The organism is Paludisphaera rhizosphaerae, from assembly GCF_011065895.1.
GTDB classification, from domain to species: domain Bacteria; phylum Planctomycetota; class Planctomycetia; order Isosphaerales; family Isosphaeraceae; genus Paludisphaera; species Paludisphaera rhizosphaerae.
This window is the reverse complement of sequence record NZ_JAALCR010000010.1, coordinates 260,538-281,680: the sequence shown is the minus strand read 5'-3', so window position 1 is coordinate 281,680 and position 21,143 is coordinate 260,538. Positions and strand designations below refer to the sequence as shown.

Annotated in this window: 18 protein-coding genes and 1 tRNA gene; 9 read left to right on the top strand and 10 right to left on the bottom strand. The window is 67.2% G+C overall.

Annotation, left to right across the window (positions count from 1 at the left end; all coding sequences use genetic code 11):
• Positions 1-92 precede the first annotated feature (92 nt).
• From G5C50_RS15500 to G5C50_RS15490, 3 genes are all read right to left on the bottom strand, one after another.
• Positions 93-887, bottom strand: a complete 795-nt coding sequence (locus G5C50_RS15500; RefSeq protein WP_165070844.1) for a hypothetical protein — start codon at positions 885-887, stop codon at positions 93-95.
• A gap of 109 nt (positions 888-996) precedes the next feature.
• Positions 997-2,061 (bottom strand): tyrosine-type recombinase/integrase, encoded by a 1,065-nt coding sequence (locus tag G5C50_RS15495; RefSeq protein WP_165070842.1) that lies wholly within the window; start codon positions 2,059-2,061, stop codon positions 997-999.
• A gap of 137 nt (positions 2,062-2,198) precedes the next feature.
• Positions 2,199-2,272: transfer RNA gene (locus G5C50_RS15490), tRNA-Arg, on the bottom strand.
• A 169-nt stretch (positions 2,273-2,441) separates the two neighbouring features.
• On the opposite strand from G5C50_RS15490, the gene G5C50_RS15485 reads away from it, so the two are divergent.
• Positions 2,442-3,242 carry an MBL fold metallo-hydrolase gene (locus tag G5C50_RS15485; RefSeq protein WP_240907096.1) on the top strand — a complete coding sequence of 267 codons (801 nt, stop codon included), beginning with the start codon at positions 2,442-2,444 and terminating at the stop codon, positions 3,240-3,242.
• A gap of 9 nt (positions 3,243-3,251) precedes the next feature.
• Here the strand turns inward: G5C50_RS15485 and G5C50_RS15480 are convergent, their stop codons facing one another.
• On the bottom strand, positions 3,252-4,964 hold the full coding sequence (locus tag G5C50_RS15480; protein ID WP_206107716.1) for a TIGR03118 family protein: 1,713 nt from the start codon (positions 4,962-4,964) through the stop codon (positions 3,252-3,254).
• Positions 4,965-5,324: 360 nt separating this feature from the next.
• Here G5C50_RS15480 and G5C50_RS15475 point away from each other — a divergent pair, with 360 nt between their 5' ends.
• On the top strand, positions 5,325-6,761 hold the full coding sequence (locus tag G5C50_RS15475; protein ID WP_165070839.1) for a UTP--glucose-1-phosphate uridylyltransferase: 1,437 nt from the start codon (positions 5,325-5,327) through the stop codon (positions 6,759-6,761).
• Positions 6,762-7,590: 829 nt separating this feature from the next.
• Here the strand turns inward: G5C50_RS15475 and G5C50_RS32365 are convergent.
• From G5C50_RS32365 to G5C50_RS15460, 4 genes are all read right to left on the bottom strand, one after another.
• Positions 7,591-7,872 carry a hypothetical protein gene (locus tag G5C50_RS32365; protein ID WP_206107715.1) on the bottom strand — a complete coding sequence of 94 codons (282 nt, stop codon included), beginning with the start codon at positions 7,870-7,872 and terminating at the stop codon, positions 7,591-7,593.
• The gene (locus G5C50_RS15470; protein WP_165070838.1) at positions 7,869-8,642 is read right to left on the bottom strand and encodes a DUF899 domain-containing protein; all 774 of its coding nucleotides are present in this window, start codon (positions 8,640-8,642) and stop codon (positions 7,869-7,871) included. The genes G5C50_RS32365 and G5C50_RS15470 overlap by 4 nt, the downstream gene beginning before the upstream one ends.
• Positions 8,643-8,739: 97 nt before the next feature.
• On the bottom strand, positions 8,740-9,204 hold the full coding sequence (locus G5C50_RS15465; protein ID WP_165070837.1) for an SRPBCC family protein: 465 nt from the start codon (positions 9,202-9,204) through the stop codon (positions 8,740-8,742).
• Between the two features lie 2 nt (positions 9,205-9,206).
• Positions 9,207-9,572 carry an ArsR/SmtB family transcription factor gene (locus tag G5C50_RS15460; protein WP_165070836.1) on the bottom strand — a complete coding sequence of 122 codons (366 nt, stop codon included), beginning with the start codon at positions 9,570-9,572 and terminating at the stop codon, positions 9,207-9,209.
• A 512-nt stretch (positions 9,573-10,084) separates the two neighbouring features.
• On the opposite strand from G5C50_RS15460, the gene G5C50_RS15455 reads away from it, so the two are divergent.
• From G5C50_RS15455 to G5C50_RS15435, 5 genes are all read left to right on the top strand, one after another.
• A complete protein-coding gene (locus G5C50_RS15455) occupies positions 10,085-11,242 on the top strand; it encodes a pyridoxal phosphate-dependent aminotransferase (RefSeq protein WP_165070835.1) in 1,158 nt (385 codons plus the stop codon).
• A 24-nt stretch (positions 11,243-11,266) separates the two neighbouring features.
• Entirely contained in the window at positions 11,267-11,914 is a 648-nt protein-coding gene (locus G5C50_RS15450; RefSeq protein WP_165070834.1) for a hypothetical protein, read from the top strand.
• A gap of 128 nt (positions 11,915-12,042) precedes the next feature.
• Positions 12,043-12,267 carry a hypothetical protein gene (locus G5C50_RS15445; RefSeq protein ID WP_165070833.1) on the top strand — a complete coding sequence of 75 codons (225 nt, stop codon included), beginning with the start codon at positions 12,043-12,045 and terminating at the stop codon, positions 12,265-12,267.
• Between the two features lie 56 nt (positions 12,268-12,323).
• Complete coding sequence (locus G5C50_RS15440) at positions 12,324-13,028, top strand: response regulator transcription factor (RefSeq protein ID WP_165070832.1); 705 nt, start codon at positions 12,324-12,326, stop codon at positions 13,026-13,028.
• The gene (locus G5C50_RS15435; RefSeq protein WP_165070831.1) at positions 13,025-14,521 is read left to right on the top strand and encodes a sensor histidine kinase; all 1,497 of its coding nucleotides are present in this window, start codon (positions 13,025-13,027) and stop codon (positions 14,519-14,521) included. Before G5C50_RS15440 ends, G5C50_RS15435 begins: the two co-directional genes overlap by 4 nt.
• Before the next feature lie 75 nt (positions 14,522-14,596).
• On the opposite strand, the gene G5C50_RS15430 is transcribed toward G5C50_RS15435, so the two are convergent.
• Both G5C50_RS15430 and G5C50_RS15425 read right to left on the bottom strand, forming a co-directional pair.
• Positions 14,597-17,752, bottom strand: coding sequence for a M56 family metallopeptidase (locus G5C50_RS15430; RefSeq protein ID WP_165070830.1), 3,156 nt, complete (start codon positions 17,750-17,752; stop codon positions 14,597-14,599).
• A complete protein-coding gene (locus G5C50_RS15425) occupies positions 17,749-18,135 on the bottom strand; it encodes a BlaI/MecI/CopY family transcriptional regulator (RefSeq protein WP_165070829.1) in 387 nt (128 codons plus the stop codon). Before G5C50_RS15425 ends, G5C50_RS15430 begins: the two co-directional genes overlap by 4 nt.
• Before the next feature lie 245 nt (positions 18,136-18,380).
• Between G5C50_RS15425 and gltX the strand changes: the two genes are divergently transcribed.
• Together gltX and G5C50_RS15415 are read left to right on the top strand one after the other, a co-directional pair.
• Positions 18,381-19,865, top strand: a complete 1,485-nt coding sequence (gltX, locus tag G5C50_RS15420; RefSeq protein ID WP_165070827.1) for a glutamate--tRNA ligase — start codon at positions 18,381-18,383, stop codon at positions 19,863-19,865.
• A 258-nt stretch (positions 19,866-20,123) separates the two neighbouring features.
• Positions 20,124-21,095 carry a carbohydrate kinase family protein gene (locus G5C50_RS15415; protein ID WP_165070826.1) on the top strand — a complete coding sequence of 324 codons (972 nt, stop codon included), beginning with the start codon at positions 20,124-20,126 and terminating at the stop codon, positions 21,093-21,095.
• Positions 21,096-21,143 lie beyond the last annotated feature (48 nt).

The window sequence follows — 21,143 nt, the reverse complement described above, 5'->3', positions numbered from 1 at the left end:
CACGGTTGAACGTGAATCGAATCCGAGGGCAAGTTTAAAGAGGGGGGCGGACACGGCGCGGACACAGCGCGGACATATCGCGGACACGGCGTCTATTCCGGAGAAATTTCCCGGAAGACACGGCTCGACGCCCATCGAAACGACAAAGGCGAGCTGATCACGCCCAGCTCGATGTTCGTTCGCGACACATTCTTTCGGACGGCGTCGGCGCCGACGCCGTCGTTTCCGTGGACCTGTTCGGCCAGCTCCTCGACCGTCGCCTGGTCGCGGCTCGCCATGTACTCCACAAGCGCCGCCGGGTTCTTCAGGTTCCTCTTCCGGAGCTGAGAGACGATTCTCCCGTAGTCGATCTCCTCCGGCCTGGACGACGGCGGCGTCGCGTTCCCCGCGCGGGGGAAGTTCTTCAGATCGACGCGAGCGTTCGTGAAGCGGTTTCGCAAGGCGACGGCGGTGACGAGAACCGGATTCCGATCATTCAGCCACCACCATGAACCGTCTCGCGGCAACCTGGCTCCCAGGGATAGGCCGTGGTCGTCTAGCAGAGGTAAGAGATTCTGGTCGAGATTGCTGAGCCGCTCGTCCTCGCGGAGAAGTTCAAGCTTCCTCAGCAATCGAAGTTCCGTGAAGACGTTCACCCGTCCCACCAGCTCGGGGGAGGTCTCGAAATCATCCTCGCCGTAGTAATCGAACGTGTCGGGGTGGGTGAAGACGAGGCCCGGGGGCGGCGTGAACTCGTCCGGCAGACCGAACCAAGGCATGAAGTGGGGGATGAATTTGACCACGTATTCCCATCGAGTCTCTCGGCACCCCGGGCAGATGCGGCCGAACGGCCAGGACATGGCACCGCAGTTCAGGCACGGCTCGACGGGATAGGCGGCCTCGCTCATCGGCGTGTTTCCTGATGACGCGGGCGCGACCGCCCGGGGGAAACACGACCCCGGACGGCCCGCCCGCTCGACCCGCTGATCAGGCGGACGATTCAAGAATACACAGTGTTCACCCGACCATCAACGCCGCGGCCCTGGCCTTCGCCATGTCTCTTTCGGCGTAGACCTGGGTGACATTCGCCTCGGAATGGCCCAGGGCGACCTGGGCGGCCTCCAGGCCCAGCCGGGCCCGGACCTCGGTAGCGAACGCATGCCGGAGCTGGTTGGGCGTCCAGACTGGCACGCCGGCCGTGGCGCAGGCCCGGACGACGGCGGATCGCAGGTTGTCGCGGCGGGTGGGAAAGATGGCCCCCCGGTCGGTCGCCACGAGCCTGGGCAAGACGATCTCTCGGGCGCGAGGCCCTATGAAGACGACCCGTTCCTTGCCGCGGTACTGCGTCTTGTGGGTCGCCGGCCGGTAGATCCAGCATTCGGGGTCGGATCGATCGAGGTGCTCGGCCCGCATCGCGACGGCCTCGCCGGGCCGCATGCCGGTCCAACGCATGACGCGGATCAGGTCACGGAACTTCGGGCCCAGGTGGAACAGCGTCTTCTCGACCATCCAGTCGGGGACGGCTGCGACTTCCGGCTTCTCGGCGACGTCTTGCCGCCCACGCTTCAGCGCGGGGAGCGTGGCCGTGTTCACGGCGATCGAGCCGGGGATCAGCTCCTCGGACGCCCCCCACCGGAACAGCCGCTTGATCCGGTTCACCGCGGCGTTGATGTGCCGCCGGGTCCATCGTCGGCGGATCATCTCCTCGCGCACGAGCCGCAGCTTTTTCGGGCCGAACTCGGACGCAGGGATCAGGCCGTACAGGTCGTCCAGCGGGCGGAATGCGTACTTGCAGTTCGTCGCCTCGCCGGTCGGGACGCCCTCATTCACGTAGTAACGCTCGGCCCAGGCCGCGAAGTGGAGGATCAGCTCGGCGATCGTGATGGAACCGGGCGGAGAAGCCTCCGGGAGGGCGGGGGCGTTAGGGTCGGTCAGCCCGGCCACGAAGCGGGCGTAGGCCTCCAGGGACTCGCGGCTCTGGAACTTGCCGGGAAAGTAGATGTCCCGGCCCTTGTGGCGGGTCCTGGCGCGACCCGAGGCCTTGTGGAGTCTGTAGGCGGGGACTCGGATGGGATCTGGCACGGCGCGGCCTCCATACAGGCGGGTACGAAATACCCGTCCGAACCATGAAGGGATGCCGCGCCGCCGATACGTATCGGCGGGTACGTTGCACGTCGGCCGACGGAAAAATCCGGGGTTTCGCGATCTCCCCGGCGGAATACGCCCGACAGGATTTGAACCTGTAACCTTTAGCTCCGGAGGCTAACGCTCTATCCAATTGAGCTACGGGCGCGTCACTGGGACTCATTCCATCGTGGACGGGAGGGTTTGTCAAGACGCCGGCGGTTGGATGCGGGGCCGGTTCGGCTCGCGAGGCCTGGGGAAGGCGTTGTAGAATGGGTCCGTCCCGCGGCGACCGGCCGCGTCGGGGAGGCGGGCGACTTCTACGGAGCTTGAGTCGGTTGATCGAAAGCCCCCATGCGCCGAACCGGCGATTGACGTTTCTGGGAACCGGAACCTCATCGGGAGTCCCCGTCCTCGGCTGCGACTGCTCGGTCTGCATGTCGGACGACCCCCGCAACAACCGCACCCGGCCCAGCGTGCTGATGAGCTTCCCCGCGGGCGACCTGCTCATCGACACCACCCCTGAGATGCGGATCCAGCTCCTCCGCGAGGGAGTGCGGCGGATTCACGCCATCGCCTTCACCCATCACCACGCCGACCACCTCTTCGGCCTCGACGACGCCCGGGTCTTCCCCAAATGGATCGGCGGGCCGGTTCCCGTCTTTTGCGAGGCCGATACTGAGGACTACATCAAGCGAGTCTTCTCCTACGCTTTCCGTGAGGAGACCCGGAACTGGCCCGCCGGATTCGTCCCCAAGATCGACTTCGAGCGCGTCGAGCCTTACAAGCCGTTCGAGGTTCTGGGGCAGACGGTCCTGCCGGTCCGGCTCCACCACGGCCGATTCACCGTGCTGGGTTACCGCGTCGGCGACCTCGCTTATTGCACCGACGTCAACCGCATCCCGGAGGAGACCTTCGACGCCCTCCGCGGGCTCGACGTCCTCATCCTCGACGCCCTCCGTTTCGACCCCCATCCCACCCACTTCTGCCTCGACGAGGCGCTGAAGGTCGTCGAACGCCTGGAGCCGAAGCGGGCCTTCTTCACGCACGTCTCCCATGAGTTCGACCACCAGCGCGTCGAGGCGATGCTGCCGTCGAACGTGCGGCTCGCCTACGACGGGCTGGTCGTCCCCTTTTGAACCGTTCGGCTACCTCCTCCCGAACCCGCGCACGGTCGCCGTGGAATGCACGGTGGCCGTGGCGAATTGAGTCGGCGTGATCGCCCCGAAGAGGCCGTCGGCCTCGTCATTCAGGCCGCTGGTGAAGTAAATCGTATTGTTAGGCCCCGACCCGTTGGGGAACGAGAAGAGGCTCCAGAGTCCTCGCGGGTCGATTCCGGTCGCACCTCCCAGGAGTTGGAGCGGCGCGCCCTGGGCGTCGTGGAGTTGGCCGAGGAAGGCGCCGGTGTTCGGATCGAACGCGCTGACGCGGCTGTCGCCGAAGTTGCCGACGAGGATGGCGTTGCTGAAAGCCCCGAAGTTCGACGGGGCCTGAACCACGGCCCAGGGCGAGTTCAACTCGGTCTGGATGCCAGAGCCGCCCAGACGCTGGATGAGAGCGCCGGTGGTCGAGTAGACGTCGACGAATCCGTTGCCGGGCCCCGCGACGTCGTCCTCACGGTCGTCATCCTGCTTGGCGTAGGTGACGTACAACTTGCCGTCGATCGACTGGACGCCGAAGGGAGCGAAGCCGGCGGGGATGCTCGAGTCGGTGAACGCACCCGACGGCAACGCGACGGGATGGAAGGACGAGTCGAACAGGTCGACGGCCCCGTTGTGGAAATCGGTGGCGGCCAGATACGACCCGGCCGCGAGTGGGCCGCCGGTCGGAACGGCGAGGATCGTCAGGCCCTTGAAGATCGCGCCGGACGCGGACATGTCGGCGGCCAGCACGGCGTGCGTCGAGGGGGCCAACGCCCCGTTGAGTGCGACGCGAGGGTTCCATCCGGCGATGGTCCCGTCCTCCGTGGCGAAGATGAATGCGGCGGGCCCGCTCGCCGTCCCGTCGGTTACGACGAAATTGCGGGAGCCGTTGAAGACGATCCCGGTCGGCGCCGACGGATCTGTCGAGCCCGCCGGCCCCGGGATGGTCACCACCGGGAGCGAAGCGCTCAGGTTCCCGGCCGAGTCAAAGACGCTGGAGGTTCCGGTGCCGTTGTTGCTGCTCCAGAAATCGCCCGGGTTGGGAGCGGCGAGCCCCCACGGATTGACGAAGTTCGGGTTGATGTGGTCGGCCGCGACGGCGCCGTCGGAGACCAGATTCGTCGCCGTGAACGATGCGGCCGCCGAGGCCGGCCCCTGCGTGATGGTCGCCGAGACCGTGTACGAACCGGGGCTCGCATACCGGTGCGAACCGATTACCCGGAACTGCTGACCGCCCCGCAGGCTCATGATCGTCCCCGGCGAGGTCGTCCCGTCGCCCCAGTCGATCACCGCCGAGAAGGCCGAAGCTTTCAGGCCCCGCTCGGGAGACGTGAAGACGGCCACTGTCGCCCGCGACACTATACCGTTGCGACCCGCGCGGACGGGCAAGCCCACGGCCGACAACGGCGCGGGGCTCACTAGATTCGTGGTCGTAATCGTGACCGAGTCGCCGTCGGCGTCGCCGACCTGCGTCGTCACCCGAACCGCCTTGCCGTGAGAGTAGACATGGCTGCCGACGACGTCGAAGCCTCCGGCGGGATCGGCCGTGACCGTCCCCCGAGAGGTTGCACCGTCTCCCCAGCGAATCAGGGCGGCGTACTTGGTTGGATCGGTCTCGCCGTCGGCGTCGGTGAACCGGGCGACGACCGCCGTGAACGCCGTTCCGGCGACCGGGACCGGGGCGATCGGCGTGCTGCGGCCGATCAGATCGGCCGACATCAAACGGCGATCCTCCAGCCCTTCCAACAAGGGCGGGAGGTTGAGTTTCGAGGTCGGTCGCGGCCGTGACGAACGCCGCGCGTAAGTCCTGTTCAGGCGAAGCATGTGTGACCCCACTAGGAGCGAGTGGCCCATCCTGGAGAGAAGAATCCGGCGACGACCCAGGGCCGCCGCCGACGTCCACACGGAAGGAAGTGCCTCACCGCTTCGGCCTGGTTGGAATTCTTTAAGAATTTCGCGAGCGCGTGGATTCATCTGGGGGGTCAACAGGATGCCGAAACCGTCGCGAACTGGTACGATTAAGGGGAGTGGGTCGGGCGTTAAGAGCCCGCAAGCGATCAACGAGGAGTGCGGCACGCGATGGGTCTCAAGCAGGAACTGACGGAGAAGCTGGAGCGGCACGGACAGGGGCACCTCTTGCAGTTCTGGGACGACCTGGACGACGAGCGGCGCAAGTTCCTGGCGACCGAGATCGCCTCGATCGACTTCGGCCAGCTCGATCGGCTGATCGTCGAGCACGTCCGGGGCGACGACGCCGCCGCCGCAGGCGAGATCCAGCCCGTGCAAGTCGATCCGATCGAGGTCGTCCGCATGCCGCAGACCGACGCCGAGCGCGCGGCGCGTCGGCGGGCGACCGAGGCCGGCGAAGAGGCGCTGTCGGCCGGCGAGGTCGGGATCGTGATCGTGGCCGGCGGGTCGGGGACTCGCCTGGGATACAACGGCCCCAAGGGGACGTTCCCCATCGGCCCGGTCTCCTCCGCCAGCCTCTTCCAGATCCACGCCGAAAAGGTCGTGGCGCTGGGCCGACGCCATGGCAAGCAGCCGCCGCTGTACGTCATGACCAGCCCGGAGAACCACGCGACGACCGTGAAGTTCTTCGAGGATCACGACCGCTTCGGCCTGGATCACGTCCGGTTCTTCCTTCAGGGCCAGATGCCCGCCGTGGACCGGGAGACGGGCAAGATCCTCCTGGCCGCCCCCGATCGCCTCGCCATGAGCCCGGACGGCCACGGCGGCACGCTCAAGGCGCTGGCCGCCCCCGGCGAGGAAGGCTGCCTCCCAAGTTGCCTGGACGAGATGGGGGGTCGCGGCGTCCGCACCCTGTTCTACTTCCAGGTCGACAACCCGATGGTCGAGATCGCCGATCCGACCTTCATCGGCCTGCACCGCCAGGCCGACGCCGAGATGTCCTTCAAGGTGATCGAGAAGCTCACCCCCGAAGAGAAGGTCGGCGTGGTCGTCACGGTCGACGGCAAGCCTCAGGTCATTGAATACTCCGACCTCCCCAAGGCCCTGGCCGAAAAGCGGAGCGAGGAGGGGCAACTCGCCTACTGGGCGGGGAGCATTGCGATCCACGTGCTGGAGTGCTCGTTCATCGAGCGTCTGATCGGCGTCCACCGACTCCCCTACCACCGGGCGATCAAGAAGGTGTCGTACCTCGATCCGGCCGGCCAGGTCGTCAAGCCGGCTGAGCCCAACGCGGTGAAGTTCGAGCAGTTCATCTTCGACGCCCTCCCCGAATCGTCCCGCTACGTGATTGTGGAGACGGACCGGGCCGTCGAGTTTGAGCCGCTGAAGAACGCCGTCGGCCCGGACTCGCCGGCGACCGTCCACCAGCGGATGAGCGACCTCTTCGGCGGCTGGCTCGAACAGGCCGGCGCCGTCGTCCCCCGCCGGCCCGACGGCACGGTCCCGTTCGCCATCGAGATCAGCCCCCTCTTCGCCCTCGACGCCCACGAGCTGAAATCCAAGATCGACCCCGGCCTCGTCGTCGAGCGTCCGATCTACCTCCGCTGAGCATCCGGTTCGATTGGGTTCGCTCGCCGGAACGGGGGAGGGAACCCAATCGACGCAACTCCCTGATTGACCAGGGCTTCCTGCCGAACTCCCGGCTCCGACGGCGGGTTCGATCGACCCATTTCGCAGGCCTTCCCGCTCGACGCGGAGAGCCGAAGGACAGACGCCGGGCTGCCGGATCAGGCCATTGCGGACGTGCCGCCGAACATGGACCGACTCCCACTCTCCGCCGATCGCGGCCAATGGGTTCGCTCGGGTCCGATCGTCGGGCCGCGAAGGACGCGATGGAACGCGTAATTCACGTCCCATGAATGCGTTGCGCTCAATCGACGGGCGAAGGAATCGGGTTCGATCGCTCATTTTCGTGACACTCCTCGCTCAACACCACCGAAGCAAGGCACATCTGGGTGCCATGGCCACGCTTGCGTGGCCATGAACCGGCGTGGGCGGCCGCGTGACCGTCGCCGATCGCATGGCCACGCAAGCGTGGCCATGGCACCCAATTCCAGCCTTCAACCCAGAAATGGCTTCCGGCGAGTGCCGGTGGTGTTCAGCGAGGAGTGTCATTTTCATGAGAGCCCATTCGGCGTCGCCACGGTCCGATCAAAGCTGATTTCCGCAGGGAGTCGACCTTGGAGGCCAGGGCCGCCCGCAGGCGGCCATTCCCGTTGCTTCCATTGGATATCAGGGGCTCTGATCGCCGACGAAAAACGCCAAATCGGCCGGAGAGTCGATTCCCTCCTCCGCGCGATCGGAATCATCGAAACCAAAGGCTTCGACGACGGAGCGAGGTTCAGGCGAGCCGTGACGGATGTGGTTCACAGAGCCGTCAATCGGCGCAGGAGGGTCGGGACCTCCGTAGGCTCCTGACGACCAGGAAGCCGATCGAACCAAGACAGACCGCGACGATCGCCGTCCGCAACTGGGTCGCGGCGGCTCCGGAGAGGGCGACTCCGGTGCCGATTGCGACGTAGGCGGCGAGGCAGGCGGGACACTTCGGCAGAAGCGCCAGCACGACGGTCGGCGCCAGCCACCCGCCGAATGCGAGGAAGGGCCTCCGGGTCGGCCGAGGAGAGCGCGACCCGGAGCCGCAACAGCCTCGAAGGCTCACTTCGCAGCCTCGTAGGTGACCCTGCCGATGCGATAGAGGCTCGTCCCGTCCACGAAACCCTGGAAACCGTAGCGGTCGTGGTGCCGCACCCAGTCCATCAGGTTTCCGTGGGGGCCGGTCTCGTTCCGCCCCTTGGGAGTGATGTCCAGGTAGAAGTAGGTGGTGACGGCCCCCTCGTCGCCTCGGCCGAAGCACGAGTAGGTGTGGAAGACGTCGCCGGCCTCGTCCTTGAAGAAGACGCTGACGCCGGGCAGCTCCTCAAGGGCCCCCTTCGTGGGCTGGTAGTTGTAGACGACCTCGCCGCCGGCCAGCTCATCCTTCGTGAACGAGACCTGAAAGTCGCGGTTGAAGTCGCCGCCGAACGACGAGACCCATTTCGGCGTCCAGCCCATCCGGCGGTTGAACGCCTGGATCTTCGCCAAAGGCGCTCGCGAGACGCGGACGAAGCTCACGTCGTGGTTGGCGAGATGAACAAGGGCGCCCTCGTCGTGGTCGGCGTGGAACGAACAGCCGATGCACCCCTCTTCCCATTCGGGGCTGAACATGAAGTGGTGGACGACAAGCTGGCTCCTCCCCGCGAAGAGATCGGCGAGCGTCTCCCGGCCGTCGGGCCCGTCGAAGACGTAGGGCGTCTCAACCTTCACCCAGGGGAGGGCCTGACGTTCGCGACTGAGTTCGTCGCGCATCCGGGTCAGCTTCTTCTCCTTCTCCAGCAGATCCTTGCGGGCCTTCAGCCACTCCGACCGCGAGACGACGGCGTGATCCGGCATGGGACGAGATCCTCCAATGATCTGTCAACGAGTCGAACAAGGGGGAAACCCCGGGCTGCAAGCCGGCGGCCCGAGGCGATGAAGCCCGAGCGGATCGTCACGACCGCTCGCGGACGAGACGTTCGGCGAGTTCGCCGATCCTCCTGAGACGGTCGTTCCAGCCGTGGTTGACGCCCTCGCGGATCCGCTCGGGGAGCGGCCCCATCGCGCGGTGGGCGAAGTGAAGAACGGATCCTTCACCATCGGCGATCAGTCGGTACTGAACGTGGTTGACGGCCGGGAACGACATGAACATCGGGCCGCAAAGCTCCAGCAAGGTCGGCGGCTTGATGACCTGTACGTGCCCCCAGAGGTGCCCCGCCCCGTCGCCGAGGTCGCGGAACCACCGCCCGCCCGGGAAGGGCTCAACGACCATCGGGAACGGCTTGCCGTCGGGCATCTTCCCCCCCGGGCCGATCTCCTCCAGGATCGCTTCAAAGGCGATCTCGATCGGCGCGGCGATCGCGATTTCGCGGGTGATGGTGAGGGTCTGGATCTCGGATTCGACTTCGCTCATCGACATGCTCAGTCCTCCTTATCCGATCGGTTCGACTCGGCGGATCGCTCCGCCGCGAGGCGTTCGGCGCGTTCCTTGATCCGGTCGAGCTGGTCGTCCCAGAAAGGCTCGAACGTCCGGACCCAGTCGTGGATGGCCTTCAGCCGCTGCGCGTTCAACTTGTAGATCCTCTGCCGCCCTGCGCCCCGGACGGTGACCAGGCCCACCTCCTTCAAAACCCGCAGGTGCTTCGACACCTGCGGCTGGCCCATCCCCAGCGCGACGACCAGGTCGTTCACGGGCATCTCGCCGGGGATCAGCCGTTCCAGGATCTGCCGCCGTCGCGGCTCGGCCACGGCGTTGAACGCGTCGGAAGTGGTGGGCGATCGGGCCATGCCGAGATAATATACCCTTATCGGAATATGTCAAGCGGCGGGTCGTCGGAGATCGCTTAAGACGATCTAACCCCCGCGTAACGGCCGTCTAAGGTTGACCGTCTATCCTTCCTCACGTCGGGTGGGGGCGAATGACCCTCGTCCTTCTCAACCTTTGAAACCTGAGGAGGGATGGATCATGACGGCCACCGTGTTGTGTTTGTTGTTCTCGCCGATCTGCAAGGCGGCGCTCCTGGCGATGGTGGTTTGCAGCGTCGGCGCGTTCGTTCCGGATCGGGCCGTGAAGCGTCGCCAGGAAACGCGACGGCGCTCGGCCGACGCTTCCAATCCCCGGGAAGCGAAGCGGGACGAGTTCGACCCCAATTGCGAGGCGGGACGTCGGAGAGGCGATGGCGTATCGAATGTTTACGAATGGGAGATGGTTTCCGTAAACTCGTGACGGGGACGAGACGGACGAGAAACGACTCCTTCGCAGCTCGCCCCGGCCCGGATCTCACTCGCCGAGGACGACCATGCGCGAAGGCTTGAGCGTCGATCAGGGTCGCGACTTCCTGCGTCGGGGATTCAGCCGACGCGACTTCGGAAGGCTCGCCGCATTGCTCGCGACCGGCGCTGGGGGCGTCGCCTCGTTCGAGGCCGCCCAGGCTCAGGGGCTTTCCGCCCGCGTCGACATCCCCAAGGACGCGGTCCGGATCAACGCCAACGAGAACCCAATGGGCCCCTGCCCCGAGGCCGTCGAAGCGATCCGCGAGATCGTCGTCCGCGGCGGGCGATACCTTTACGACGAGACCTTCGCCTTCGCCCGGGCGACGGCCGAGATGGAGGGCCTGCCGCGCGACTGCGTGGCCGCCTTCGCCGGGTCGAGCGATCCCCTGCACCGGTCCGTCTTCGCCTTCTGCGGCCCGGCCCGCGGCCTGGTCGTCGCCGATCCGGGATACGAGGCCCCCGAACGCGCCGCGAGGGTTCTCGGCGCTCGGACGACGAAGGTCCCGCTCCGGGCCGACGGCTCGCACGACGTCCGCGCCATGGCCGCCGCCGATCCCCAGGCCGGCCTCATCTACCTCTGCAACCCCAACAACCCCACCGGCTCGATCACGCGTCCGGAGGACGTGGAACTCCTCGTCGCCTCCAAGCCGAAGGACGCGATCGTGCTGGTCGACGAGGCTTACATCCACTTCTCGAAGAACGCCGCGACGGCCGTCCCGATGATCCTCCAGGAAAAGGACGTCGTCATCCTGAGGACGTTCTCCAAGCTGTTCGGCATGGCGGGCCTCCGCGCCGGGGCGGCGATGGGACGTTTCGACCTGATCGAGCGGCTGCGCGACTACGGGGCCGGGGCCTTGCCGGTCACCGGCATGGTCGGAGCCATCGCGAGCCTGAAGGTCGCCGACCGGCTCGTCCCCGAGCGTCGCGCCATTGTGACAGACCTCCGCGAGGACCTCGTCTCGTGGCTCTCCTCGCGGGGATGCTCGGCGTTCCCGTCCGAGGCCAACATGCTGATGATCGACGTCGGTCGGCCTGGCCGGGAATTCGCCGCTGCGCTGTTGAGGAACAAGGTGGCCGTCGGCCGGACCTGGGCATCGCACCCCAACCACATCCGCATCACCATCGGTACGGCCGAGGAGATGGCCAAGTTCCGAGAGGCCTTCGACCGCGTCCGCCAGGCCTGAGTCGTCTGCAAAGGAGTACGAATCATGGACGATCCAAACGGCGTCGCGACGGCCCCGCCGAAGCCAGGCGACCGCTGCCCCTGCTGTGGAGTTGTGGTCCCCTCGCCGCGAGGAGCGAGACGGTTCTCAATCCTCGACGTGATGATCCTGGTGGCCGCGTCCGCGGTCGCCTTCGTGATCGTACGGCCGATGATGGTCGGCCCCCTCCGCGCCCATCCGGCGTGGACGAGGTATCTGGCCGCGACCATCGCCGGCCTCGTCGTGTGGACTCCCACGGTCCTCGCCATGCAGTTCCGCCGGCCCCGCCCCGCGCTGCGACGGCTGACGAGGCGCCCCGGTTTCGCGGCATGCCTGGCGGGAACGTCACTCGTGGTCCTCGGGGCGATCGCCGTCGGACTCCTGGCCCTGGTTCGCCAATCACGGCAAGGAATGCCCGTTCGCGTCGGAAGGCCCGTCCCGACGCCCGACCCGAACTGGTGGGTGAGCGTGGTCCTGTATTTCGGAGGCTTCGTCGGGCCGGCGATCATCGCGACATGGCTGCTCCTGGCCGTAACAGGGCGTCGCCGCCCTTCGAGCGACTGGGTGGATCTTCTCGGCAGGGCGATCGGAACGGCGTGGATCGTCCTCTTCGTGATCCACGCTTGCACCGGGCTGGCGCCATTGAAAGACTGACGAGTGCGCCCGCCTCGGCATCCCTCTTTCGACGGCTTCATTAATTAGAGTTTATCATCGCATAATCGTGGTCTTAGATTCCCGGCCTATCCTTTCTCAGACGAACAAGTCAAAGGAGGGCGGCCGAGATGATTACCGCATTTGAAGCTTTGCTGCTGCCGGCGTGCGCGGCCGTGTTCCTGGGGCTGGCGCTGGGCTTCGGCCTGGAGTCGCTGATTCATCTGTTCGACACCCTGTTCGGGAGTCGCTCGGCCCGGCGAGTCGATGGATGCGTCGCGGCTGCGAGAACCGCCGCACGGCGTCATGCGAGCGGCTACGCCAAGCCCGCTGGATGTGGCCGGACGTCGCTGTAAAATGACAGGTGGCGCCGGGCCGGGATTTCCGCCGGGCGGTAGGACGAGGCTGAGGCATGGGTATTCGCATCCTGGTAGCTGAGGACGACGAGCTGATCGCCGCTTCGGTGACGAGGGGCCTCCGCGAAGAGGGCTTCACCGTCGAACGCGAGGCCGACGGCGAGGCCGCGTGGCGCGCGCTTCAGCCCGGCGGCTGGGACGTCGTCGTGCTCGATTGGTGGCTCCCCTCGCAGGACGGGCTCTCGATCCTCAAGCGCCTGCGCGAGCGCGACCACGAAACGCCCGTGCTCTTCCTGACCGCCCGCGACTCGGTCTCCGATCGGGTCAAAGGACTGAACGGCGGGGCCGACGACTACCTGTGCAAGCCGTTCGTCTTCGACGAACTGCTGGCGAGAGTCCACGCCCTGGTCCGGCGTCGCGAAGGCCGGGGCGGCGGCACGCGGTTGGGCTACGCCGACGTCGAGGTGGATCTGGCCACTCAGCGCGTAACGCGGGGCGGCAAGCCGATCGACCTGACGGCCAAGGAATACGCGCTTCTCGTCTACTTCGTCCGCAACCCCGATCAGGTCCTGTCGCGGACGAGGATCTACGAGCACGTCTGGGACGAGCGCTACGACGGACTCTCGAACACGCTGGAGGTCCACGTCTTCGAGCTTCGCCGCAAGCTGGAGGCGCACGGGGAGCGGCTGATCCACACCCTGCGAGGCCGAGGCTACTCCTTCGGCAGGCCGCCAGGCGCGGCGGGAGGCGACGGATCGTGAGCCTGGCCGGCCGGCTGCTGCTGTACTTCCTGGGAGCCCTGGCGGTGGTCCTGCTGGGGTTCTCGATCACCATGTACGCGCTGGGCTGGTCTTACCTCCACACCCGCCTGGACGGCCGACTCACCAAGACCCTCGCGGCGCTCGAAGCGGCCGTCCACGTCGAAACGGACGCGCTCGAATGGAAGCCGACGGAGCGCCGGATCTCCATCGGACTCGACCCCGGTCCCGATGAGATGCGCTGGGCGATCCAGGACAACCGCGGCCGACTCGTCGACCACTCGGCGAACTGGGAGTCCGGGCCGAAACCTCCGCTGGCCGATCCGACGACGGACATCAGCACGTCGCACGCTCGGGCCACGATGGTCGACGCCGAGGGCTGGCGCGTCGCCCACATCCGGCTGACGCTCACGGAGATGGTTCGCCCTCGCAAGGCCAAGAACGAACCGCTGGACGCCGACGAGTACGACGAGTTGATCCTCACCGCCGGGATGTCGACCGAGCCCGTGGACGCCAGCATCACCCGGCTGGGGATGTCGCTGGCGGCGGCCTCGGCGACGACCTGGCTCCTCTGCGCCGCGTTAGGGAGGCGGCTCTGCCGTCGGGCCCTGGCACCGATCGCCGAGTTGGCGGCGTCTGCGCGGTCGAAGGCCGAGGCCGACGATCAGGACGGACTCCCCGTCCCCGAAACGGGCGACGAGCTGGAGGAGTTGGGCCAGGCCTTCAACGCTCTGCTGGACCGACGCCGCGAGGCCCTGGAGCGTCAGCGACGATTCACCGGCGACGCCTCGCACCAGCTTCGGACGCCGATCGCCGGGATGCTCAGCCTGATCGACGTCGTCCGCCGCCGACCCCGACCGCCGGAGGAGTACGAGCAGACCTTGGACCAGGTCCGTCGCGAGGCCCAGCGGCTCAACCGGATCGTCGAGTCGCTGCTGTTCCTCGCCCGCGCCGAGTCCGAGGCCGAGCCGCTGGCCGAGGAGCCGATCGACCTGGCCGCCTGGGTCCCCGAACTGCTCAAGAACTGGGACGGCCGCCCCCGCGCCGGCGACATCCATTTCATCTGTGAGTCGACCCCCGACCGAATTCGCGCCCACCCGCCGCTGCTGGCGCAGGCCGTCGACAACCTCGTCGACAACGCCCTGAAGTACAGCGAGCCGGGCTCGCCGGTGACCGTCCGTCTCCGCCGCGAGTCCGGTTCCGCCGCCCTCTCGGTGCAAGACCGGGGCGTCGGGCTGACCGAGGCGGAGCAGGCGTCGGTCTTCGAGCCCTTTTACCAGTCCCCGCGCGCCCGTCTGCTGGGCCGAGGCGGCGTCGGCCTGGGTCTCTCCGTCGTCCGCCGCGTCGTCCGAGCCTCCCGAGGCACGATCCAGGTCGACAGCGTCCCCGGCGTCGGCTCGTGTTTTACGATCCGCCTCCCCGAAGCCGCCGGCCCAGCGCCGTCGCTGTCGCGCGACTTCGCAGAGCCCGCCCCCTCGATCGCCGCGGCACCATAAGAAGGCCGTCCGCGTGAGTGACAACGGCTTGCCGGCCCCCGTGGCGATCGTGCTGCATCACCTGCCGAGGAAGGGCTATTCCGCGGCGGCTTGCGAAGGGACGACGAGATCGGGGAGCGTGATATCGTCGGCCGTCGGCGCGTCGAAACGGATGACCGTCGACAGGCGGTGCGTCGACTTCACGTCAGACAGTGTCAGGCGGGCCTCGCCCTCGGCGCCGACGGGGACGGGCCCGAAGCGGTATCGGCCTTCGGCGTCGGTGGTGACTCCATAGCCGACGTGGCCGGCCGCGGCGAAATCAGGACCGCTGTCGATGGTCACGCCGACCCCTCTCCCCGCCACGGGCTTGCCGTTGTGATCCACGACGCGACCGGAGGCGATGGCAGCCTTCGCAACCACGACCTTCACCTCCTTCGCTCCCCTGGAAGGCGAGACGAAGCCGGCCAGAGACGGCGTTGCGGAGGCATAGAAAACGATCCCCTTGTCCGGGCCCAGCCACCAAGACCCGCGGAAGCGGCCGTTCTCATCGCATCGGATCGGGTTGAAACCTCCCGATCGGCCGCGGATCACCGGCCATAGCCGCGCGGAGGGGACGGGACGTTCGCCCTCCGGAGTGACCTCGACCACGATCCCGGACATCTCCGTCGCCGGCGTCTGCGCCATGTCGGGCAGGATTCGACGCTCCTCGGATTCATCCTTCACGACCACCTGGAGGGGCGCGTCGTTCATCATGACCTTGACCTGATAAGACCCCGGCGTCACCCGGAATCGATAGACGCCGTCGGCTCCGGTGACCGCCCCCTTTCGAAGCGTCCCCCGCGAAGCGCTGAGACGCCGAAATTCTTGAGGGAGCAGATCGCCTTCCTGGATGAGCGTTACGCCCGAGTTCGGTACGGGACGTGGCTCGTCGCCCGCGACGACCCGCCCTTCCAGGATCGTCCCCTTGACCAGCGTCAGATCCAGGTCGCCGCGCGGCTCGTCTTCGCGGAGGAGAACCTCGTGGAGCGACCGCGACGTCCAGTCGGGGTCGTCGACCTCGATCATGTAGGTCGTCTCCGGGCCGACGCTGGCGCGATATCGTCCCTGGTCGTCGGTCCGGACCGACACGACGCCCTTTCCGGCGTTCGGCGACGGGCCGGCCTCCAGGCGGACCGCCAGTCCTGGCGCCGGCCGGCCGTCGGCGAACCGGACGGTTCCGCCCAACTCGGTGTCGCGCAGCAGCTTGAAGGTCCTGTCGGCCGGCGCGGGTCTCTGGGCAGAGAAAGCGAATTCAGCGCGGCCCGAGTGGTGGGGCGTCTCGAATCTGAACATGCCCCCGAAGTTCTCCGGGATCCAATCGCAGACGCCTTGGCCCTGTTCATCGGTCTTGATGCCGGCGATCTCGCTATAGTCGAGACGGCAGTGGTCGACCTTGTTGGGGAACGCGCCGTCCCGAGGACCGAACCAGGCGTCGGGAATCCCGCGGCCTTGGGAGTCCACCGCGCGGGCTCGGACGGTGGTCGCCCCGCGAAACGTGAGTGCGACGGTCTGCGGCAATGGATCGAAATGCTCGACGCGTCCCGGAGCGATCTTGTAGTTCTCGAAGTAGTCGAAGCCGACCTTCGACTTCAGGGCGAGGACCCAGATAATCTCGGCGTCGGCCGGGAACCGGATGGTCGCGATCCCGTCGACGCCGGCACGCGCGCTGTTCTCGTACCAGAAGCTCAAGACCTCGGTCGAGGCGTCCGGAACCGGGGCTCCCGCCTGATCCGTCACACGGACCGTGACCGTCCGTGAGGGCTTGAGGACGATGCGGATCGGCCGGTTGGCCATGCGGATGATCGGCGGATCGAACACGGCGATCCCGGACTTCGTGAGGTCGTCGGACTCGGCGACGACCGATCGCGCGAACTCGCGGACGTCCGCTCTGCCTTCCAGGGGGATCGTGAAGGCGCCGTCGTCGCGCGTCCGCGTTCGCAGGCCGTCGCGGCGCGATCGGGTATAAACGTTGACGCCCGCCGCCGGCTTTCCTTGCTCGTCGACGACGACGCCTTGCAGGCTCCAGAGGACGCCCGGGATTGTCGCGCCGCCGGCTGGCGGCATCGCCGCGGCAAGTTTGGGCTCCTCGGCTTGCGCAGAGCCGTCGAGGCGGACCAGGGCGGTCGCCGCCCCGACGATCACGAGCGTCAAGACGATCACGGCCCTGGTCGCAAGGCTCGTCACGTTCATGGAGGCCCTCCTGGGATCGAGCAAACCGGCGATGCGATCGGCGAGCGACCACCGCACGCCGAGCAGGCTGAGGCCGAAGGGCGGCTTGACGGGTCGGTAGGCCTCGGCGATCGCCAGCAGCGTGCGGGCGTAGTCGGCCGGCCTGCTCGCCCTCAGCACGAAGTCGTCGCACGCCTCCTCCCGAGCCCGCGAAAGCTCGCGGTTCATCAGGTGGATGAGCGGGTGGGGCCAGTAGAACGCCCCGACGAGCCGCTGGAGGAACCCGACCCAAAGGTCCCGGCGCAGAACGTGCGCTCCCTCGTGGATCAGGACGTCTCGCAACGCCTCGGGCGTCCCATCCTCCGCCAGCCGCGCGGGCAAGAGAATCGTCGGTTTCAATAGGCCCACGACCAGCGGCTCGCCGATCGCCGAAGACGCGAGCACGGCGGGGAACTCCGAAGCCCCGAGCGCGGCGCGGGCGGCCTCGACGACGTCCTCACGGCCTCGGACGGGCGTCCGCTCATCGGCCCGCGCGAGCACCCCAAGTCTTCGATACATCCGAGCGATCCTGATGAGCCCGAACCCCACGCCGGCTAACCAGACGACGGCCAGCGCCACGGGCAGATCCGGCCGCCAGGTTGGTCGAGGGGCGGCCAGCGGCGCGGCCTCGCGAGCCGCCGCGACTGGCATGGAGGAAGGAGCGAGGACCGTCGGCCTCGGAAGTTCGGATGGGGCTTCGGCGATGGCCCGCGAAGCCGAAGCGTCGAGCGGCGTCTCGGCGACTGGTGCCGCGCGTCTCGACGGCAGCGGCAGTCGGAGGGTCCCGAGCGAAGCGCCGGAGTAAGCTGCCAACACGACGACGATTGGGCACAGGGCCGCCCAGGCGAGCGCGCCCAGCCAGGCCGCGTGGCGAGCGTCGGCACGCCTTCGGAAAAACAGGCTCACCGCCGCCGCGACGGCGACGGCGAGCGACGTCTGCAAGAGGACGACCGCCGTAAACCGGAGGAAAGGACTCTCGGGGGGGAGGGCGAAGAGGGCGCTCATGATTTGCGGCCCTCCGCGCGGTCGATCATGCGCCGGATCTCGGCCGCCTCCGCCTTCGACACGCCCCGGCCGTGCAGCAGGGCCATCACCAGATTCTCGGCCGATCCGCCGAACGCCGTGTCGACGAGCTTGGAGACGATCGTGTTGAGCGTCGTCGCCCGGGGTTGGGTCGCCCGGTATCGGAAGGCGTGGCCGTCGTCGTCGCAGCTCAGCCAGCCCTTCTCCTGGAGCCGCGTGAGCATCGTCACCACGGTGCTCCTCGCCACTCTGCGCCGGCTCGAAAGCACCTTCCAGACGTCGGCGACGGTCGCCTCTCCGCGATCCCAGACCACACCCATGATTTCCATCTGGGCTTCGGACAACTCCGGCAGCGGGTCGCTCATCACACGGACTCCACGGGCCGATTGACGACATGTGTCGCCATTTTGACGACGAGTGTCGTCAAAATCAAGAGGGAGGCCGCGAAACGGGGCGGTGGGTCGGGCGAGCCTGCGGCCGTTGACAGCCGGGGGGGCGGGGCCCTATCGTGGACCCAATTCGTTCGCGTCCAAGTCGTTAGCGACCGGCGGGGCTCAGGGAGGGCCGTGGCGGTCGCGTCGGCGTTTCATCGGCCGGCAGATTGAGAGCCATGACCGTACGCACCCGCTTCGCCCCCAGTCCCACCGGCTACCTGCACATTGGGGGCGTCCGCACGGCGCTCTTCAACTGGCTGCTCGCCAGACACCACGGCGGCCAGTTCATCCTGCGGATCGACGACACCGATCAGGAGCGGCACGTCGACGAGGCCGTCGCCAAGATCCTCGACGGCTTCCGCTGGCTCGGACTGAACTGGGACGAGGGTCCCGAGGTCGGCGGCCCCCACGGGCCGTACTACCAGTCCGAGCGCAAGGACCTCTATCGGACGGCCGTCGACAAGCTGGTGGCCGACGGCAAGGTCTACCGCGACTACAGCACCGACGCCGAGCGCGAGGTCGATCGCGAGGCCGCCAAGAAGGCCAAGAAGGCGTACCGCTTCCGCCGCATCCAGTATTCCGACGCCGACCTCGCCCGGTTCGAGGCCGAAGGCCGGCCCTACGCGCTGCGGTTCGAGGTCCCCTCGGGCCGGACGCTCGTCCTGAACGACCTGGTCAAGGGCGAGGTCCGCTTCGACACCGACGAGATCGGCGACTTCGTCATCGTCCGTCCCGGCGGCCAGCCGCTGTACAACTTCGCCAGCGTCGTCGACGACGTGGAGATGCAGATCACCCACGTCGTCCGCGCAGAGGAGCACCTCTCCAACACCTTCCCGCAACTCCTCATCCTGGAGGCCCTGGGCGCGACGCCGCCGGCCTTCGCGCACGTCCCATACGTGGCCGAGCCCGGCTCGCACGCCAAGATGTCCAAGCGCAAGACCGAGGAGTACGAGAAGCGCGGCATCCTCATCTTCCTGCACCAGTACATCGAACGCGGCTACCTGCCCGACGCCCTGGTCAACTACCTGGCCCGCCTGGGGTGGAGCTTCGACGACTCCCAGGAGCTGTTCACACGCGCCGAGCTGATCGAGAAGTTCTCGCTCGAACGCGTCAACAGCTCGCCCGCGAGCCTCGACCCGGACAAGCTCTTCTGGATCGAGGGCGAGCGGATGAAGGAGACGCCGCTCGACAAGAAGGTCGCCGGCGCGATCCCGTTCCTCCAGGCCGAGAAGCTGGTGGACGATCCGATTTCGGACGACGACCGCGCCTTGCTGGAGGCCGTGATCATCGCGCTGGGCGACCGGATGAAGGTCTTCTCCGACGTCGTGAAGCTCGGCCGGTTCTTCTTCGAGAACCAGGTGACCTTCGACCCCGACGCCGTCAAGAAGCGGCTCCGCAAGCCGGGCGTCCCGGAGATGCTCCGCGAGCTGGATACGCTCCTCGCCGAGACCGAGCCCTACGACCTGGCGACGCTCGAGCAGGCCGTCCACGCCTACGCCGAGAAGACCGGCCGGAAGATGGGCGACGTGGTCAACCCGCTCCGCGTCGCGACCACCGGCCAGGGCGTCGGCCCCGGGCTGTACGACTGCCTCTTCCTCGTCGGCCGCGACCGCTGCCGCGCCCGGATCGCCCAGGCGCTGGGGATGTTGGAAGAAGCCTGAGGACGTTCGAGGTGCCCCTGCCAAATCAAGCTTCGCAAGCCCTGAACATGCCTCCCTTCTCCCCTTGTGGGAGAAGGTGGCCGAAGGCCGGATGAGGGGGACCATCAAGGCGTTGGCTTCCGGTTCCGCACCCCTCATCCGCCCCTGCGGGGCACCTTCTCCCACAAGGGGAGAAGGGACGTCGGCGACGGCCCGACTTCGACGAAGACTCTCACCCTCAATTTCGCCTGATCTAACTAACAGAAGGTCCCCTGATCCATGCGCGTCTTCGTCACCGGCTCGATCGCCTACGACTACATCATGGTCTTCCCCGGCAAGTTCCAGGATCACATCCTGGCGGACAAGGTGCACGTCCTGAGCGTGTCGTTCCTGGTCGACTCGCTGACGCGGCGTCGGGGCGGCACGGGAGCGAACATCGCCTACAACCTGGCGTTGCTGGGCGAGAAGCCGATTCTGGTCGGGACGGTGGGCGAGGACTTTGAGGACTACCGCGGCCGGCTGAAGGAGAAGGGCGTCGACGACGGCGGCGTTCGCGTCATCAAGGACGAACACACGGCCAGTTGCTTCGTCAACACGGACCTCGCCGACAACCAGATCATCGCGTTCTACCCCGGGGCGATGTCGAAGGCTTCGACGATCTCGCCGAAGGACCTGGGCGCGACCAAGGACGACCTGGTCGTGATCGCTCCCAACGACCCCGCCGCGATGGGCCGCTACGCCGCCGAGTGCACGGTGGCCGGCGTCCCCTACCTGTACGATCCCTCGATGCAGCTTCCGCGCATGGACAAGTCCGAGCTGCAGGAGGGCTGCAAGGGCGCCAAGATCCTCGCCGGCAACGACTACGAGTTCGGCATGATGGCTGAGAAGCTGGGGATCTCCGAGGAAGAGCTGCGCAAGAGCGTCCCCATCACCGTGATGACCCTGGGCGAGAAGGGCGCCCTGATCACCGTTGAGGGGAAGGAGTACCAGATCCCGTCCGCCAAGCCGAACAAGGTCGCCGACCCCACCGGCGCGGGCGACGCTTTCCGCGGCGGTTTCGTGGCGGGGATGGCTCGAAAGCTGCCGTGGGAGGTCGTCGGCCGGATGGCCTCCTTGACGGCGGTCTATGCGATCGAGCATCCTGGACCTCAGGAACACGCGTATTCGCTCGACGACTTCATCGCCCGCTATCGGACGAACTTCGGCTCGTCCGATCAACTGGAAGCCCTGAAGACCGGCGCGTCGGCCTGATCGGTCGACGTCGCTCGGCGACGGGAAGGTCGGGCACCCCGAGAGAAG

Excerpts from the sequence above, each read along its gene's own strand:
- G5C50_RS15430 (WP_165070830.1), bottom strand. The coding sequence starts at position 17,752 with ATGAGCGCCCTCTTCGCCCTCCCCCCCGAGAGTCCTTTCCTCCGGTTT.
- G5C50_RS15460 (WP_165070836.1), bottom strand. The coding sequence starts at position 9,572 with ATGGCCCGATCGCCCACCACTTCCGACGCGTTCAACGCCGTGGCCGAG.
- G5C50_RS15465 (WP_165070837.1), bottom strand. The coding sequence starts at position 9,204 with ATGTCGATGAGCGAAGTCGAATCCGAGATCCAGACCCTCACCATCACC.
- G5C50_RS15475 (WP_165070839.1), top strand. The coding sequence starts at position 5,325 with ATGGGTCTCAAGCAGGAACTGACGGAGAAGCTGGAGCGGCACGGACAG.
- G5C50_RS15415 (WP_165070826.1), top strand. The coding sequence starts at position 20,124 with ATGCGCGTCTTCGTCACCGGCTCGATCGCCTACGACTACATCATGGTC.
- G5C50_RS15470 (WP_165070838.1), bottom strand. The coding sequence starts at position 8,642 with ATGCCGGATCACGCCGTCGTCTCGCGGTCGGAGTGGCTGAAGGCCCGC.
- G5C50_RS15445 (WP_165070833.1), top strand. The coding sequence starts at position 12,043 with ATGATTACCGCATTTGAAGCTTTGCTGCTGCCGGCGTGCGCGGCCGTG.
- G5C50_RS15425 (WP_165070829.1), bottom strand. The coding sequence starts at position 18,135 with ATGAGCGACCCGCTGCCGGAGTTGTCCGAAGCCCAGATGGAAATCATG.
- G5C50_RS15440 (WP_165070832.1), top strand. The coding sequence starts at position 12,324 with ATGGGTATTCGCATCCTGGTAGCTGAGGACGACGAGCTGATCGCCGCT.
- G5C50_RS15480 (WP_206107716.1), bottom strand. The coding sequence starts at position 4,964 with ATGTCGGCCGATCTGATCGGCCGCAGCACGCCGATCGCCCCGGTCCCG.
- G5C50_RS15500 (WP_165070844.1), bottom strand. The coding sequence starts at position 887 with ATGAGCGAGGCCGCCTATCCCGTCGAGCCGTGCCTGAACTGCGGTGCC.
- G5C50_RS15455 (WP_165070835.1), top strand. The coding sequence starts at position 10,085 with ATGCGCGAAGGCTTGAGCGTCGATCAGGGTCGCGACTTCCTGCGTCGG.
- gltX (WP_165070827.1), top strand. The coding sequence starts at position 18,381 with ATGACCGTACGCACCCGCTTCGCCCCCAGTCCCACCGGCTACCTGCAC.
- G5C50_RS15450 (WP_165070834.1), top strand. The coding sequence starts at position 11,267 with ATGGACGATCCAAACGGCGTCGCGACGGCCCCGCCGAAGCCAGGCGAC.